This window comes from Streptomyces sp. 11-1-2 (assembly GCF_003595545.1).
GTDB classification, from domain to species: Bacteria; Actinomycetota; Actinomycetes; order Streptomycetales; family Streptomycetaceae; genus Streptomyces; species Streptomyces hygroscopicus_B.
In genome coordinates this window covers 7,508,673-7,525,984 of record NZ_CP022545.1, presented here as the reverse complement: position 1 = coordinate 7,525,984, position 17,312 = coordinate 7,508,673, and the positions used below count along the sequence as shown (strand labels likewise).

The 17,312-nt window shown below is 72.6% G+C and carries 8 protein-coding genes and 1 pseudogene; 8 read left to right on the top strand and 1 reads right to left on the bottom strand.

Annotated elements, in window-relative coordinates; translation table 11 throughout:
• Positions 1-57: 57 nt before the first annotated feature.
• The 8 genes and pseudogenes from CGL27_RS32450 to glgB all read left to right on the top strand — a co-directional run bounded on the left by CGL27_RS32450 (position 58) and on the right by glgB (position 13,887).
• A complete protein-coding gene (locus tag CGL27_RS32450; protein ID WP_119991541.1) occupies positions 58-1,896 on the top strand; it encodes a rhamnogalacturonan lyase in 1,839 nt (612 codons plus the stop codon).
• 38 nt (positions 1,897-1,934) lie between these two features.
• Entirely contained in the window at positions 1,935-2,729 is a 795-nt protein-coding gene (locus CGL27_RS32445; RefSeq protein WP_078643789.1) for a pectate lyase, read from the top strand.
• An 83-nt stretch (positions 2,730-2,812) separates the two neighbouring features.
• A pseudogene (locus tag CGL27_RS32440) lies at positions 2,813-3,669 on the top strand (helix-turn-helix transcriptional regulator).
• Positions 3,670-3,737: 68 nt separating this feature from the next.
• Positions 3,738-4,967, top strand: a complete 1,230-nt coding sequence (locus CGL27_RS32435) for a S8 family peptidase (RefSeq protein WP_119991540.1) — start codon at positions 3,738-3,740, stop codon at positions 4,965-4,967.
• A 279-nt stretch (positions 4,968-5,246) separates the two neighbouring features.
• A complete protein-coding gene (locus CGL27_RS32430; RefSeq protein WP_119991539.1) occupies positions 5,247-7,241 on the top strand; it encodes an alpha-1,4-glucan--maltose-1-phosphate maltosyltransferase in 1,995 nt (664 codons plus the stop codon).
• Positions 7,238-8,974, top strand: coding sequence for a maltose alpha-D-glucosyltransferase (gene treS, locus CGL27_RS32425; protein WP_078643783.1), 1,737 nt, complete (start codon positions 7,238-7,240; stop codon positions 8,972-8,974). The genes CGL27_RS32430 and treS overlap by 4 nt, the downstream gene beginning before the upstream one ends.
• Before the next feature lie 295 nt (positions 8,975-9,269).
• Positions 9,270-10,802: a phosphotransferase gene (locus CGL27_RS32420; RefSeq protein WP_119991538.1), complete on the top strand. Its 1,533-nt coding sequence runs from the start codon at positions 9,270-9,272 to the stop codon at positions 10,800-10,802.
• Positions 10,803-11,673: 871 nt separating this feature from the next.
• Entirely contained in the window at positions 11,674-13,887 is a 2,214-nt protein-coding gene (gene glgB, locus CGL27_RS32415) for a 1,4-alpha-glucan branching enzyme (RefSeq protein ID WP_119994656.1), read from the top strand.
• Between the two features lie 27 nt (positions 13,888-13,914).
• Here glgB and CGL27_RS32410 read toward each other — a convergent pair whose 3' ends face one another.
• Positions 13,915-17,067, bottom strand: a complete 3,153-nt coding sequence (locus CGL27_RS32410) for a BTAD domain-containing putative transcriptional regulator (protein WP_119991537.1) — start codon at positions 17,065-17,067, stop codon at positions 13,915-13,917.
• Between the last annotated feature and the right edge of the window lie 245 nt (positions 17,068-17,312).

The window sequence follows — 17,312 nt, the reverse complement described above, 5'->3', positions numbered from 1 at the left end:
CCACCCCCCGCCCATCCGCCCGGATCCCCGGTGCGCAGGACGCCGGCCCGCGGCCGGATGCTGGCCGCCGCCTGCGTGGCGGGCGCGCTGACCGTCACCACTCTGACGGGCGTCTCGGGGGCCGCCGAGACCAAAGGGGCGCCGGCGGCCGGGACCAAGGCCGCGGCCCAGCTGGAGAAGCTGGACCGGGGGCTGGTGAGCGTGCACACCGGCAATGACAACCTGGTGAGCTGGCGCTGGCTGGCCACCGACCCGAACGATGTGACGTTCAACCTCTACCGGGGCGCCGTCAAGGTCAACTCCTCCCCCATCACCACGGCCAACTACCTCCACAAGGACGCCCCCAACAGCGCGGACTACACCGTGCGGGCCATCGTGGGCGGGGTCGAGCAGCCCGCCTCGCCGAGCGCGATCCAGTTCCGCCCGGGGTACTACGATATGCCGATCTCACCGCCGGCGGGCGGCTCGGACTACACCTACGAGGCCAATGACGCCTCGGTGGGCGACCTCGACGGCGACGGCGATCTGGACTTCGTCCTCAAGTGGCAGCCGACCAACGCCAAGGACAACTCGCAGTCGGGCGTCACCGGCGACACCGTCGTGGACGGCTACACCCTGCAGGGGCAGCGGCTGTGGCGGATCGACCTGGGCCGCAACATCCGCTCCGGCGCCCACTACACCCAGTTCCAGGTGTACGACTACGACGGCGACGGCCAGGCCGAGGTCGCGATGAAGACCGCGGACGGCACGGTCGACGGCGCCGGGAAGACCATCGGCAGCGCGTCCGCCGACTACCGCAACTCCGGCGGCTATGTGCTCAGCGGACCCGAATATCTGACGATGTTCAACGGGCGCACGGGCGCCGCGATGAGCTCGGTGGATTACGTCCCGCCGCGCGGCACCGTCTCCTCGTGGGGCGATGACTACGGCAACCGCGTGGACCGCTTCCTGGCCGGGACGGCGTATCTCAACGGCTCCACCCCCTCTCTGATCGAGGCGCGCGGCTATTACACCCGCACGGTGATCTCCGCCTGGAGGTTCAGCGGAGGGCAGCTCACCCGTCAGTGGACGTTCGACACCAACAGCTCCACCAACACCGGCAAGGGCTACGACGGCCAGGGCAATCACGCGCTGGCGACCGGGGACGTGGACGGCGACGGCCGGGACGAGATCGTCTACGGCTCGATGGCCGTGGACGACAACGGCTCGGCGCTGTGGACCAACAAGAACGGCCACGGCGACGCCGCCCACCTCGGCGACCTCGACCCCGCGCGGCCGGGCCTGGAGTACTTCAAGGTGGACGAGGACTCGTCCAAGCCGGGCTCGTACTTCGCCGACGCCCGCACCGGCCAGGTGCTGTGGTCGACCGCGTCGGGCGGCGACAACGGACGCGGCGCGGCCGGCGACATCTGGGCGGGCAACGACGGCGCCGAGATGTGGTCCGCGCGGGACGACCAGATCCGCGACGAGGGCGGCGGCGCCAAGGGCCGCAAGCCGTCCTCGATCAACTTCCTGGCCTGGTGGGACGGCGATCCGGTGCGTGAGCTGCTGGACGGCACGCATATCGACAAGTACGGCACCTCCGGTGACACCCGGCTGCTCACCGGCTCCGGGGTGCACTCCAACAACGGCACCAAGGCCACCCCGTCGCTGTCCGGCGACATCCTCGGCGACTGGCGCGAGGAGGTGGTCTGGCCGACCAGCGACAACAAGGCGCTGCGGATCTACTCCACGCCGTACGAGACCGACCGGAAGATCACCACGCTGCTGCACGACCGGCAGTACCGCGAGGCGCTGGCCTGGCAGAACACGGCCTACAACCAGCCCCCGCACCCCAGCTTCTTCCTCGGCAACAAGATGGCGACCCCGCCGCGGCCGACCATCACCACCCCCTGAAACACCTCCAATCACCCCCTCGCACAAGGAGATCCGACATGGCTGAACAACGCACCAGGCACCGCGCGATAGCCGGCGTCCTCGGCGCCGTCGCCCTCACCGCGGGCGCGATCACCACCGGTCTGACCCTGCCCGCGGCCTCCGCCGCCACCTGGCCCACCCCCAGCGGCACCCCGCAGGCGGTCTCCAAGACCATCAGCGTCAGCGGGACCACCGACGGCGGCATGAAGCGCTACTACGGCTCCGGCGACCTCGGCGGCGACGGCCAGGAGGAGGACCAGGGCCCGCTGTTCGAGCTGAAGGACGGCGCCACCCTGAAGAACGTCATCCTCGGCGCCCCGGCCGCCGACGGCGTCCACTGCGAGGGCAGCTGCACCCTGCAGAACGTCTGGTGGGAGGACGTCGGCGAGGACGCCGCCACCTTCCGCGGCACCGGCAAGACGTTCAACGTGATCGGTGGCGGCGCCCGCAAGGCCGCGGACAAGATCTTCCAGTTCAACGGCGGGGGCACGCTCAACATCTCGAACTTCGCCGGCCAGGACTTCTCCACCTTCGTCCGGTCCTGTGGCAACTGCTCCTCGCAGTACAAGCGCACCATCAATGTGAGCAACTCCGAGATCACCGCCCCGGGCAAGGTCATCGGCGGGATCAACACCAACTACGGCGACTCGCTGACCCTGCGCGGCATCACCATCGTCGGGGACAGCAGCAAGAAGATCGTCCCGTGCCAGAAGTACATCGGGAACAACACCGGCGCCGAGCCGAGCAAGAACGGCAGCGGCCCCGACGGCACCTACTGCAAGTACAGCACCTCCGACATCACCTACAGGTGACCTCCGCCTAGCGCGGGCCGCGCGCCGTGCCTGACCCTCACAGGGACAGGCACGGCGCGTGCCCGTGCCGGACACTGGTGGGTATGGACGCACCTGCCGAGCTGGGAAGTTTTCTGCGCACCCGCCGCGCCGGGCTGCGCCCCGAGGACGTCGGCCTGGTCGCGTACGGGACCCGGCGCCGCGTCCCGGGGCTGCGCCGCGAGGAGCTGGCGCAGCTTGCCGGGGTGAGCGTGGCGTACTACACCCGGCTGGAACAGGGCCAGTCCACCGGCGCCTCGGACGGAGTGCTGGACGCCATCGCCGGCGCGCTGCGGCTGAGCCAGGACGAGCGGGCGCACTTGAGCAATCTGGCCCGCGCACCGGGCGCCGTCCCGCGCCACGCGCCGGCTCCGCGCGCCCGGCGACCCGGCGGCTGATCGCCGCGATGGACGGCGTACCGGCCGTGGTCCTCGACCTGCGCTTCGACGTCCTGGCGTGGAATCCGCTGGGGCACGCCCTGATCGCCGGGCATCTGCCCGCCGACGCGCCCGAGCACCCCGACGACCGGCCCAACACCCAGCGGATGCTGTTCCTCGATCCGCACACCCGTGAGCTGTATCCGGACTGGCGGGGCGAGGCGCGGCGGGCGGTCTCCTCGCTGCGGGTGGCGGCGGGCGCGCACCCCGACGACCGGCGGCTCGCCGAGCTGATCGGCGAACTGTCCATGAGGAGCACGGAGTTCGCGGCGCTGTGGTCGCGCCATCCGGTGCGCCGGTGCGCGTTCGGCACCAAGTCCTTCCACCACCCCCTGGTGGGGCCGCTGGAGCTGGACTTCGAGATGACCCGGCTGCCGGACTCGGGGGGCCAGGGCCTGCTGATGTACGGGGCGGAGCCGGGTTCGCCGTCGGAGGCGGCGCTGCGGCTGCTGGCTCGGGAGGCCGTCACGTTTTACGCCCCCTGATGCGCCCTTGTCGGGATCTTTCCTCTCACGCGAGGCTTGCGCCGTCGAGTTGGGGAGGGGATCGCTCCATGGCATGCGCATCTGCGGGCCGCCGGCGCAGGGTGGGGGCGCCGGCCGCCGTCGTCGCGGTGGTCCTGGTGGCTCTGTCACCCACCCAGACCGTTCCCGCGCAGGGGGTCCAGGCCGCGGGCGAGGCGGGGACTCAAGGCTATATCGTCGCCCTGAAGCGGGGCGCGGGAGCGCCCGCGGCGGCGTCCGGGGCGGGCCGGGCGCTGGTCGAGCGGTACGGGGCGCGGGTGCGCCGGGTCTACGGCTCCGCGCTCAACGGCTATGCGGTACGGGCGAGCGCGGCGCAGGCCGGGCGGCTGGCGGCCGATCGGCGCATCGCCTCGGTGACCCGGGACGAGCGGGTGTCCCTGCGCTGGACCCGGGTGCGGCGGATGGCCCCGCCCCGCGCCCACGCGCGGCCACCGTGGGGCCTGGACCGGATCGACCAGCCGGACCGGCCGCTGGACGGGGCGTACACCGCGCCCGGCGGCGGGCGCGGGACCACGATCTATGTCATCGACTCCGGGGTCCGCGCCTCCCATGAGGACTTCGGCGGCCGGGCCCGTTCCGGCTGGGACTTCGTGGACGACGATCCGGTGGCCGAGGACGGCAACGGCCATGGCACCCATGTGGCCGCCACGGCGGCGGGCACCCGCTATGGCGTGGCGAAGAAGGCCGCGATCGTGGCGGTCCGGGTGCTGGACGACCGGGGCGAGGGCACCATCGCCCAGGTGCTGGCCGGAATGGACTGGGTGCTGCGACACGCCAGGCGGCCCGCGGTGGTCAATCTGAGCCTGGGCTCGGCGGCGGCCACCCCGCTGCCCGAATGGGACGCGGCGGTGCGGACGGGGATCGCCGCCGGTCTGGTCTTCACCGTGGCGGCGGGCAATCAGGACCGGCCCGCCGCCTCCTTCTCACCGGGCCGGGTGGCGCGGGCGCTCACGGTCGGCTCGACCGACCGCGCCGACCGGCGCTCGGGCTTCTCCAACTGGGGCCCCGGAATTGACCTGTTCGCGCCCGGCGACCGGATCGTCTCGGCCTCGAACGCGAGCGATACGGCGACCAGGACGCTGACGGGCACCTCGATGGCGGCCCCGCATGTCGCGGGCGCCGCCGCGCTGTACCTGGCCGACCACCCCTTCGCCACTCCGGCCCAGGCCGGCGCGGCGCTGATAGCCGGGGCGAGCAGGGGCCGGGTGCGCGGCGCGGGTGCGGGCTCACCGAACCGTCTGCTGCGGGTGGCCAACTGACGTAGCGGCAGAACGCATCGCGTGGACGGCCCCGCCTGCGGGCGGGGTCGATTCACGCACCCGGCGTTACGGACCGGAAGTTCACGGGAACCCGGATTGCCTCCCCGTTCCACAGGGGAAGGCTTTCCACGCGCTCCCCCCATGGCCGACCTCATCCGCCCACCAGAGTGAACGCGGACAGGAGCTGTCATGCCCGCAACCCATCGCCCGGCGGCAAAACCGATACAAAGGACAAAAGCCGCCCTAGCGTCTCCATCCGCAACGCCGTCAGGTGATCCTATGATCGGTCGCATTCCCATTCTGGATATCCGCCCGCTGATCGACTGCGGCCGCCGCCCCGCCAAGGCGGTGGTGGACGAGACCTTCGAGGTCAGCGCCACCGTTTTCCGGGAGGGCCATGACGCGGTCAACGCAAATGTGGTCCTCCGCGATCCATCCGGGCGCTCGGGCCCCTGGACCCCGATGCGCGAACTCGCCCCCGGCACCGACCGCTGGGGAGCCGAGGTCACCCCCGGCGCGCCCGGCCGCTGGACGTACACGGTCGAGGCATGGAGCGATCCGATCGCCACCTGGCGCCACCACGCCCGGATCAAGATCCCGGCCGGGATCGACACCGATCTGGTCCTGGAGGAGGGGGCCCGGCTGCATGAGCGGGCCGCCACCGGAGTGCCCAAGAACGACGGCCGGGAGGCGGTCCTGACGGCCGTCGACGGGCTGCGCGACGAGCGCCGCCCGGTGGCCGACCGGCTCGCCGCCGCGCTCGCGCCCGATGTGACCGAGGCCCTCGACCGCCACCCGCTGCGGGAGTTGGTCACCTCCTCGCGCCCCATGCCGCTCCAGGTGGACCGGGAGCGTGCGCTGTTCGGCTCCTGGTACGAGCTCTTCCCGCGCTCGGAGGGGGCCAGGGTGACCGAGGGGCGGCGGCCGGTCAGCGGCACCCTGCGCACCGCCGCCGAGCGGCTGCCCGCCCTCGCCGCCGCGGGCTTCGACGTCGTCTATCTGCCGCCGATCCACCCCATCGGCACCGCCTACCGCAAGGGCCCCAACAACGCCCTCTCCGCCGGCCCCTTCGACGTGGGCTCCCCCTGGGCCATCGGCTCGGCCGACGGCGGCCATGACGCGATCCACCCGGACCTGGGCACCCTGAAGGACTTCGACCACTTCGTGGCGCGCGCCCGTGAGCTGCGGATGGAGGTCGCGCTGGACTTCGCGCTCCAGTGCTCCCCGGACCACCCCTGGGTCACCGAGCACCCCGAGTGGTTCCACCGGCGCGCCGACGGCACCGTCGCGTACGCCGAGAACCCGCCCAAGAAGTACCAGGACATCTATCCCATCGCCTTCGACCGGGACTTCCACGGCCTGGTCCGGGAGACCGAGCGGGTGCTGCGCTTCTGGATGGAGCACGGGGTGCGGATCTTCCGCGTGGACAATCCGCACACCAAACCGGTGGTCTTCTGGGAGAAGGTGCTCGGCGACATCCACCGCACCCACCCCGATGTCCTCTTCCTCGCCGAGGCGTTCACCCGCCCGGCGATGATGAACACCCTCGGCGCGGTCGGCTTCCACCAGTCGTACACCTACTTCACCTGGCGGAACACCAAACAGGAGCTCACCGACTACCTCACCGAGCTGGCCGGGGACACGGCCGCCTGGACGCGGCCCAACTTCTTCGTCAACACCCCCGACATCCTCCACGCCCACCTCCAGGAGGGCGGCCGTCCCGCCTTCGAGGCGCGGGCCGTGCTCGCCGCCACCCTCTCCCCCACCTGGGGCGTCTACGCGGGCTACGAACTGTGCGAGAACACCCCGGTGCGCGCGGGGAGCGAGGAGTACCTGGACTCGGAGAAGTACCAGCTACGGCCGCGCGACTGGGCGGCGGCCGAGCGCGAGGGCAGAACGATCACCCCGTTGATCGCCCGGCTGAACCGGCTGCGCCGCCGCCATCCCGCCCTGCGGCGGCTGCGCAACCTCAGATTCCACCACGCCGACAACGATTCCGTCATCGTCTACTCCAAGCGCGCGGGCGACTCGTGTGTGATCACGGTCGTCAACCTGGACCCTCACCACACCCAGGAGGCGACGGTCTCGTTGAACATGCCGGAACTCGGCCTCGAGTGGCATGAGTCCGTCCCGGTGCGCGACGAGCTCACCGGCGAGACCTATCACTGGGGCAGGGACAACTACGTGCGCCTGGAGCCGGGGCGTGAGGTGGCTCCGGCCCATGTGCTGTCCCTGCGACCGTCCTCACCGATCGGAGGGTCACCCACAACATGATCGTCAACGAGCCCGTACCGGACACATTCGAGGACACTCCCGCGAAGGACCGTGATCCCGACTGGTTCAAGCGCGCCGTCTTCTACGAGGTCCTGGTCCGCTCCTTCCAGGACAGCAACGGGGACGGCGTCGGCGACCTCAAGGGCCTGACGGCCAAGCTGGACTATCTGCAGTGGCTGGGCGTGGACTGCCTGTGGCTGCCGCCGTTCTTCGCCTCACCACTGCGCGACGGCGGCTATGACGTCTCGGACTACACCGCCGTACTGCCGGAGTTCGGGGACCTCGCGGACTTCGTGGAGTTCGTCGACGCCGCGCATCAGCGCGGGATGCGCGTGATCATCGACTTTGTCATCAACCACACGAGCGACCAGCATCCGTGGTTCCAGGAGTCCCGCAGCGACCCGGACGGACCGTACGGCGAGTACTACGTATGGGCCGACGACGACAAGCAGTACCAGGACGCGCGGATCATCTTCGTCGACACCGAGGCGTCCAACTGGACCTTTGATCCAGTACGCAAGCAGTACTACTGGCACCGCTTCTTCTCGCACCAGCCGGACCTCAACTTCGAGAACCCGGCCGTCCAGGAGGAGGTACTGGCCGCTCTGCGCTTCTGGCTGGACCTGGGCATCGACGGATTCCGGCTCGACGCCGTCCCGTATCTGTATGCCGAGGAGGGCACCAACTGCGAGAACCTCCCGCGCACCCATGAGCTGCTCAAGCGCGTCCGGGCCGAGATCGACGCCCACTACCCCGACACCGTGCTGCTGGCCGAGGCCAATCAGTGGCCGGAGGACGTCGTCGACTACTTCGGCGACTTCGCGGCGGGCGGCGACGAATGCCATATGGCCTTCCACTTCCCGGTGATGCCGCGCATCTTCATGGCGGTGCGGCGCGAGTCCCGCTATCCGGTCTCGGAGATCCTCGCCAAGACCCCGGCCATCCCCTCCGGCTGCCAGTGGGGCATCTTCCTGCGCAACCACGACGAGCTGACGCTGGAGATGGTCACCGACGAAGAGCGCGACTACATGTACGCGGAGTACGCCAAGGACCCCAGAATGCGGGCCAACATCGGCATCCGCAGACGACTGGCCCCCCTGCTGGACAACGACCGCAACCAGATCGAGCTGTTCACCGCGCTGCTGCTGTCCCTGCCCGGCTCCCCGATCCTCTACTACGGCGACGAGATCGGCATGGGCGACAACATCTGGCTCGGCGACCGCGACGCCGTGCGCACCCCCATGCAGTGGACCCCCGACCGCAACGCGGGCTTCTCCTCCTGCGATCCGGGGCGGCTGTTCCTGCCGACCATCATGGACCCGGTCTACGGCTATCAGGTCACCAATGTCGAGGCGGCCATGAGCAGCCCGTCCTCGCTGCTGCACTGGACCCGCCGGATGATCGAGATCCGTAAGCAGAACCCCGCCTTCGGGCTCGGCTCCTACACCGAGCTGCCGTCCTCCAACCCGGCCGTCCTCGCCTTCCTGCGCGAGGCCCCCTCCACCCGGGACGGCGAGGACGACCTGGTGCTGTGCGTGAACAACTTCTCGCGCTTCGCCCAGCCCACCGAGCTGGATCTGCAGTCCTTCGCCGGCCGCCATCCGGTCGAGCTGATCGGCGGGGTCCGCTTCCCGGCCATCGGGGAGCTGCCGTATCTGCTGACCATGGCCGGCCACGGCTTCTACTGGTTCCGGCTGCGGCGCAACGAAGCGATGGGGCACTGGACCGACTGAGCCGACGCCGGGCCGGATGTCCGATGCCGGGCCACCCGGTTTCGGCCAGGGCGCGGCCCTCGCTCCGGCTCTCGCTCGTCCGTACGCGTCCATCTCGGGCGCGTACGGGCGTTTTCGACCCCCCGTCATGGGCACTCTGTACTCACATGCGCCACCGGCGGACCCGATCGCGTACACCGAGCTCGCCGTACGGACGATCCTCGCCCGACACGTCCCGCACCGTCGCACAGTCAATGCCGCAATCCGGGACACTTTGCCCTGATCTGTCGTGTGCCCGGGGAAAGGACGCGACGCCATGCCGGAAGCTCCGCTCTCCCGGGGGGCACAACACCCGCCGACCGCCGTACCGCGGGACCAGCCCCCGACGTCCGCCACCCGCACCACCACGGCCGCGGGCCCGTCCGGGCTGCTCGCCTCGCTCGCGCCGCTGCTCGCCGAGTGGCTGCCCCGCCAGCGCTGGTTCGCGGGCAAGGGCCGTCCCGTCACCGGCTTCGCGCTGGTCTCCGCGACCGAGCTGCTGCCGTGGCGGGCGGGCGGCGGCATGCCCGGGCTGCTCCATCTGCTGATCCGCGCCCAGCAGCCGGAGCCGCCCGGCCACCGGCACGGCTTCGGCTGCGGCCACCGGCGCGGGGCGGCGGCCAGCGACTGCTACCAGCTCCTGCTCGGGGCGCGCCCCACCCTTCCGCCGCCGCTCGCCTCCGCGCTCATCGGCCGGCCCAGCGGCGGACCGCTGGACGGGCAGACGGTGTACGAGGCGCTGTTCGACCCCCGGCTCACCACCCTGCTGCTGGAGCGGCTGCGGATGCCCGGGCGGCTCGGCCCGCTGCGCTTCGTACGGGAGCCGTCCAGCGCGATCCCCTCCGCGCTGCCGCCCCGGGTGATGACCGCCGAGCAGTCCAACTCCTCGGTGATCTATGGCGATACGTTTATTCTCAAACTTTTCCGCCGGGTCAGCCCCGGCACCAACCCCGACCTCGAACTCCCCCTCGCGCTCGCCCACACCGGCTGCACCCGGGTGCCCGCGCCCGCCGCCTGGTTCGAGGCCGAGCCGCCGGCCGAGGGCGCCGGGCCACCGGCGGAGCCCTTCACCCTGGGGGTGCTGCAGCCCTTCCTGACCGGTTCCCGGGACGGCTGGCAGCTCGCGCTCGACGCCCTGGCCACCGGGCGCGACTTCACCGACGCCGCCCGCGCGCTGGGCCATGCGACCGCCGAGGTCCATCTGGCGATGGCCCGCGCCCTGCCCACCTCCGTGCTGCGCCGCCCGCAGATCGAGCATCTCGCCGCCGCCATGAGCGAGCGCCTCGACTCGGCCGCCGCCGCGGTGCCCGCCCTCCAGCCGTACCGCGCGGAGCTGCACGGCGCGTACGAGGACCTGGCCGTGCTGGGGCGCGCGGGCCGCACCTGGGCGGCCCAGCGCATCCACGGCGATCTGCATCTGGGGCAGGCGCTGCTGACCGAGGACGGCGGCGGAGGAAGCGGGCGATGGTCGCTGATCGACTTCGAGGGCGAGCCGTCCCGTCCGCTGGCCGAGCGCCGCCGCCCGCAGCCGCCGGTGCGCGATATCGCGGGCATGCTGCGGTCCTTCGACTACGCGGCGGCCGTGGGACGCCATGAGCGCCCGCAGGAGTGGGCGGGCCGCACCCGCGCCGCGTACTGCGCGGGCTATGCGGAGGCATCCGGCACCGATCCACGCGACGAGCCGGAGCTGCTGCGCGCCCATGAGACCGACAAGGCCGTCTACGAGGTGCTCTACGAGGCGCGGCACCGCCCCGACTGGCTGTCGGTCCCGATGACCGCGATCCGCCGCCTCGCCACCGCCCGCGCCTGACCCGGGGGCCCGGGCCGAGCCCGGACCAGGCTCCCCGGGCCCCGGGACCCGGCTCCCCCGGACAGCGGCCCCACCGCCCCGCCCGCTCCCCGTTCCCCGATTCCCGATTCCGACCGTCCCGTCCGACGCCCGACACCTCCGGGAGGACCACCCCGTGACCGCACGACCGCCGTCCGGCCAGCACCCGTCCGACGAGGGACCGGGCCACCCACCCGCCGCCACCGGCGCCACGACCGGTCCGGCGGTCCCGGCAGTCCCCTCGACGTTTCTCCCCGGCCGCGTCCATCCGCGACCCGAGCCCCGCGCCGCCCGCCCGGGCTCCGAGGCCCCGACTCGCCACGAGCTGGAGTCGGCCGAGGCCACCCCGCCGGGCGAGAGCACGGACCGCCCGGCGCCGCCCACGGCCGCCTTGGAGGCGGACCCGGCTTCGGCGACGGACCCCGCCCGGGCGCGGGAGGCCGCCGCGGCGGCCGGGCCGGGGGGAGCGGCTTCCGCAGACGGGCACCCGCGCCCGGACCAGCGACCGGAGCCCGAGGACGCCCGGGGGCGGGCTCCGTCCCCCCGGGAGGACCCCGCGTCCGCCGAGTCGGCGGGCATCAAGCCCGCGCCCGGCCGGGAATCCCCCGACGCCGCCACAGCGGCGGACCCGGCCAGGCGGCCGGAGACGCCCGTCGGCAGTGGCGGCCCGGGGCAGGAGGCCCCGCCCGCCGACCGCGGTCGCCCCGGCCGCGAGGGACGAGTGTCGTATAGCTCGCCGCCCGTGCCCCGCGCGCCGCGTGCGGACCAGGCGCGGCATGAGGAGTCGGGCGGCGCGGCCGAGCCGTCGCGTGTCGCCGGGCGGCCCGTGGCCGGGGGCGGTGGGCAGGCTGACGTGGCGTACGACGAGCACGGTGTGCGGCCCGCGCCCGCGCTCGGGGACGAGGAGCGGCGGCGGCTGCTGTCCGGGGCCCATCACGCACCGCACGACCTGCTCGGCGCCCACCCCGTGCGCGGCGGTGTGCTCTTCCGCTGCCTGCGCCCGTACGCCCGCTCGGTGACCGTCGCCGCCGCCGGGCTGCGCGCCCGGCTGCGGGCCGAGGGGGACGGGCTGTTCTCCGGAGTGCTGCCGCTGCGGGAGATCCCGGACTACCGGCTGCTGGTGACGTACGAGGACGCCGAGCTGGAGCTGCACGACCCGTACCGGTTCCTGCCCACCCTCGGCGAACTCGATCTGCACCTCATCGGCGAGGGCCGCCACGAGGAGCTGTGGCGGGCGCTCGGCGCGCATCCGATGACCCACCAGGGCGTATCCGGCACCCGCTTCACCGTATGGGCGCCCAATGCCCTCGGGGTGCGGCTGACCGGCGACTTCACCTACTGGGACGGCACCGCGCTGCCGATGCGCTCGCTCGGTGGCAGCGGCGTGTGGGAGCTGTTCCTGCCCGGTGTCGGCGAGGGCGCGCTGTACAAGTTCGAGATCACCCGGCACGACGGCGGCCACTCCCTGCGCGCCGACCCGATGGCGCGGCGCACCGAGTGCCCGCCCGCCACCGCCTCCGTCGTCCATGCCTCGCACCACCGCTGGGGGGACGAGGCGTGGATGGCGCGCCGGGAGGGCGGGCGCGTCCATGAGCTGCCGTTCTCCGTCTACGAGGTGCATCTGCCGTCCTGGCGGCCGGGGCTGACCTACCGGCAGCTCGCGCAGCAGCTCCCGGCGTACGTCAAGGACCTCGGCTTCACCCATGTCGAGCTGATGCCGGTGGCCGAGCACCCCTTCGGCGGCTCCTGGGGCTATCAGGTCACCGGGTTCTACGCGCCCACGGCCCGGCTGGGCACCCCCGACGACTTCAAGCACCTGGTGGACGCGTTGCACCAGGCGGGCATCGGGGTGCTCGTGGACTGGGTGCCCGCGCATTTCCCCAAGGACGCCTGGGCGCTGGCCGAGTTCGACGGCCGTCCGCTGTACGAGCCCGCGGATCCGCTGCGGGCCGCGCATCCCGACTGGGGCACGCTGGAGTTCGACTACGGGCGCACGGAGGTGCGCAACTTCCTGGTGGCGAACGCCGTCTACTGGTGCGAGGAGTTCCATATCGACGGTCTGCGGGTGGACGCCGTCGCCTCCATGCTCTACCTCGACTACTCCCGCGAGCCCGGCCAGTGGACGCCCAACGCGCACGGCGGCCGGGAGAACCTGGACGCGGTCGCCTTCCTCCAGGAGATGAACGCGACCGTCTACCGCCGCTGCCCGGGCGTGATCACCATCGCCGAGGAGTCGACCGCGTGGGACGGGGTCACCCGCGCCACCCACCATGTGGGCCCCAGCGGCTTCGGCGGCCTCGGCTTCGGGCTGAAGTGGAACATGGGGTGGATGCACGACTCGCTGGGCTATCTCGCGCATGAGCCGGTGCACCGCTCCTACCACCACCATGAGATGACCTTCTCGATGGTGTACGCGTACAGCGAGAACTATGTGCTGCCGATCTCGCATGACGAGGTGGTGCACGGCAAACGGGCCCTGGTGTCGAAGATGCCCGGCGACTGGTGGCAGCAGCGCGCCAACCACCGCGCGTACCTCGGCTTCATGTGGGCCCACCCGGGCAAGCAACTGCTGTTCATGGGCCAGGAGTTCGCCCAGGGCGCCGAGTGGTCGGAGGCACACGGGCCCGACTGGTGGCTGCTGGACCCGTCGTACTCCGCCGAGCCCGACCACCGGGGCGTCCGCGATCTGGTCCGCGACCTGAACCAGGTGTACGCGGCCACGCCCGCGCTGTGGCAGCGGGACACCGATCCCGAGGGCTTCTCCTGGATCGAGGGCGACGCCCGCGAGGACAATGTCTTCGCCTTCCTCCGCTTCGACGCCGACGGCTCCCCGCTGCTCGCCATCAGCAACTTCTCCCCGGTGGTCCGCCAGGAGTACCGCATCGGGGCACCGGAGGCGGTGCCGGTGTGGCGCGAGGTGCTGAACACCGACGACGGGCGCTACGGCGGCAGCGGCGTGGCCAACGCCGAGCCGCTGAAGGCCGAGCCCACGGGGTGGCACGGGCGACCCGCGAGCGTCCTGCCGGTGCTGCCGCCGCTGGCCACGATCTGGCTGCGGCCCGCCTGAGCCGCCCCGCCTGATCCCCGCGTCCCGTCAGCCGTCGGACCCGCCCAGCCGGGTGAGCCCGTCCCGGAGCCGCTGGGCGTCGGGGTGGCCGAGGGCGTCGAAGCGGGTCAGGGCCCGCTGCCAACTGTGGCGGGCCCCGGCCCGGTCCCCGGCGGCGAGCTGCGCGCTGCCGAGCCGGTGCAGGGACTCGGCCTCCCGCACCCGCTCGCCCCGGCCGCGCCGCAGCTCCACGGCGTGCCGGTAGCAACTGATGGCCTGCTGGTGGTCGCCGACGTGCTGATACGCGTAGCCGAGGCTGTCCCAGGCCGCGGACTCCCCGCGCCTGTCCCCCGCCTCCCGCATCATGTTCAGCGCCTTCTCACAGTGGACGAGGGTCTGCCGGAAGTCGCCCAGCATGGCGTAGGCCCAGCCGACGTTGTTCATGGCGTAGGCCTCGCCGCTGCGGTGGCCTGCCGCCCGGTACAGCTTCAGGGCGCGCAGCGCGTGGTGCAGCCCCTCGTCATGGCGGCCCTCCCGCTCACCGGCGAAGTTGAGCGCGCCATGGGCCAGGGCCTGGCCGACGGCGTTGCCGGTCTCGCGGTGCAGGTTCAGGGCGCGCACCAGATGGCCGCGGGCCCGGTCGTAGCGGCCCATCCGCAGATCGGCGAGGCCCAGGCCGTAGCAGGCGTGGGCCTGGCCGGTGAGATCGCGGATGCGGTGGGCCGAGCCCAGGGCGGTCCGGTGGACGGTGCGCTGATCGTGCCAGTGGCCGCGCTGGTCCAGGAACTCCATCAGCGACCAGGCCAGTTGCCAGGTGTGGGTCTCGAATCCGGCCTCGGCGGCCTGCTGCAGCGCCGCGATCAGCGCCGGATAGGTGAGGCCGAACCAGAGCAGTGCCTGTGCGTGCCCCGTGAACTCCCCGACGCTGACCCCGGGCCGGACCGGCTCGACCGTGATCGGCTCCCGGTGCGGGGTGAAGGCCGCCCCGGCGGCCACGGCGGTGTGCAGATAGTGGTCGAGCAGCCGGTGCAGCGCGGTGTGGCGCTCGTCCTGCCCGTCGTACGCCCGGGTGAGCTCCACGGCGTAGGCGCGCAGCAGATCGTGGAAGCCGTACTGACCCGGGGCGCGTTCGGTGATCAGATGCGCCCGGGTGAGCTGGATCAGCAGCCGGCGGGCCTGCGGGACCGGGACCCCCACCAGGCTGGCGGCGGCCGGGGCCGCGATGTCGGGGCCCGGGTGGACGCCCAGCAGCCGGAACAGCCGGGCGGCGTCGGGGCCCAGGGTGTGGTACGACCAGGAGAAGACGGCCCGGACATCGGTGGTGGCGTCCCCGCCCTCGAACGCGTCGAGGCTGCCGCGGGCGTCGCGCAGCTCCCCGGCGAGCGCCTCCAGGCCGAAGCGGGGGTGGGCGGCGGCGCGGGCGGCGACGATGGCGAGCGCGAGCGGCAGCCCGGCGCACACCGTGATCACCTCGGCCACGGCATCGGGTTCGGCGGCCACCCGCTCGGCACCCACCCGGCTGATCAGCAGCTCGCGCGCCTCCGCGCGGTCGAGCAGATCCAGCGGCAGCGGCTGGGCCTGCTCGGCGACGACCAGGCTGGTGAGCTCGTTACGGCTGGTCAGCACGACCAGACAGCCGGGGGAACCGGGCAGCAGGGGCCGCACCTGCTCGGCGTCACGCGCGTTGTCGAGCAGGATCAGCATCCGGCGGTCGGCCACCAGGCTCCGGTACAGGGCGGTCTGCGCCTCGACGGTGGCGGGGATCCGGTGGGCGGGCACCTGGAAGGCGTCCAGGAGGCTCCGTACGGCCTCGGCGACGGCCATGGCCGAGTCGGTGGGGCCGAAACCGCGCAGGTTCAGATAGAGCTGACCGTCGGGGAACCGGTCGCGGACGCGGTGGGCCCAGTGCACCGCGAGGGTCGTCTTGCCGAGGCCGCCGCTGCCCGCGATCACGGTGATCATCGCGGCCGTGGGCGCCCGTCCGCCGTCCTCACCCGAACCCGCGCGCAGCAGGGCGTCCAGCCCGGCCAGTTCGCGTTCGCGGCCTGTGAAGTGGGCGACGTCGGAGGGCAGTTGCTGCGGTACGGCGGTGACGACGGAGATCGGCTCGGGGGCGGTGGCGGTCGGGCCGGCGGTGAGCGGACCGGCGGCGGAGGCGGGCACGACGATGGGCTCGTCGCCGGCCCCGGTGCCGGACCCGGTGCCGGGCTCGGGCGCCTCGTCGGTGGCCGGGACACCCTCCGGGGCGGGGGCCGGAACAGGCACCGCGTCGGAGGGTGCCGCCGCCGCGGGAGCGCTCCCGTACGATCCGGGCGGCCCCGACGGATCCCCGGACCGGCCGTCTCGACTGTCCCGGCCGTCCCGACTGTCACGGCCGTCCCGGCCATCCCGGCTGTCCTCGAGTGCCTCCCGGTGGAGCCGCTGCAGCTCGTCGCCGGGCTCGATGCCCAGCTCCTCCACGTACCTCCGTCGGGTGGACCGGAAGAGCGCCAGGGCGTCGGCCCGCCTGCCGCCACGCCGTAGCGCCTCCATGAGCAGCGCCACCGAACGCTCCCGCAAGGGGTGTTCGGCCACCAGGGCGGACAGCTCCGTGGCGGCCTCGTGGTGCCGTCCGGAGTGCAGATCGATCGCGGCGAGCTCCTCGACCGCCGTACGCCGCTCCTCCTCCAGCCCGGCGCCCAGGGTGTCGGGGAGCCAGCCGCCCGCGACATCCGCCAGCGCGGGCCCGCGCCACAACTGCAGCGCGGCGCGCAGCAGCTCCCCGGCCCGGTCCTCGGCGCCCTCGGCGGGCCCGGCAGTCGGCCCGGCGGCTCCGGTGGCCGGCCCTGCGGCCCCGGCAGCCCCGCTGTCCTTGGGAGCCTCCCGCGCGGCCCGCACCAGATCGCGGAACCGGTGCAGATCGACCTGCTCACGCGCGACGGTCAGGGAATAGCCCTTCGCCGATGTCGTCAACTCGGCCCCGGGCAGGGCGGAAAGGATCCGCCGCAGCTTGGAAATCTGCACCTGTACGGCGTTTCGCGCGGACCCCGGCGGATCCTCGCCCCATACTGCCAACACCAGCCTGTCGACGGACACCACGCGGCCGGTGGCCATCAGCAGCATCGCCAGAACAGACCGCTGCTGCGCGGCGGTCGGCCCCAGGAGACGCTCGCTCTGCCATATTCCGACCGGTCCCAACAGGCGAAACTCGGTCCCATCCACACACTGCCCCCGTTGGTACCAGAGATTTCACTGTGACCATGTGGAAGCCTACCCACGGGTTCGGGTCAGCGAGGCATCAGCGGGATATCAGCGGCTCGTAGCACCCTACGGTCATCGAGGGCCCCATGGGCATCAGAAGGTCACCCGGTCACCGCGGCGGCGGCGACCGAACCGGAAGTGTCCGGTCCGGGGCCCTCATCCACCAATGAACGGGGGACAGCATGGCAGTGAGGTGCCGAGGAGGC

Bases quoted from the DNA above. Each gene is read 5' to 3' on its own strand.
- CGL27_RS32445 (WP_078643789.1), top strand. From the start codon at position 1,935: ATGGCTGAACAACGCACCAGGCACCGCGCGATAGCCGGCGTCCTCGGC.
- CGL27_RS32430 (WP_119991539.1), top strand. From the start codon at position 5,247: ATGATCGGTCGCATTCCCATTCTGGATATCCGCCCGCTGATCGACTGC.
- treS (WP_078643783.1), top strand. From the start codon at position 7,238: ATGATCGTCAACGAGCCCGTACCGGACACATTCGAGGACACTCCCGCG.
- CGL27_RS32420 (WP_119991538.1), top strand. From the start codon at position 9,270: ATGCCGGAAGCTCCGCTCTCCCGGGGGGCACAACACCCGCCGACCGCC.
- CGL27_RS32450 (WP_119991541.1), top strand. From the start codon at position 58: ATGCTGGCCGCCGCCTGCGTGGCGGGCGCGCTGACCGTCACCACTCTG.
- CGL27_RS32435 (WP_119991540.1), top strand. From the start codon at position 3,738: ATGGCATGCGCATCTGCGGGCCGCCGGCGCAGGGTGGGGGCGCCGGCC.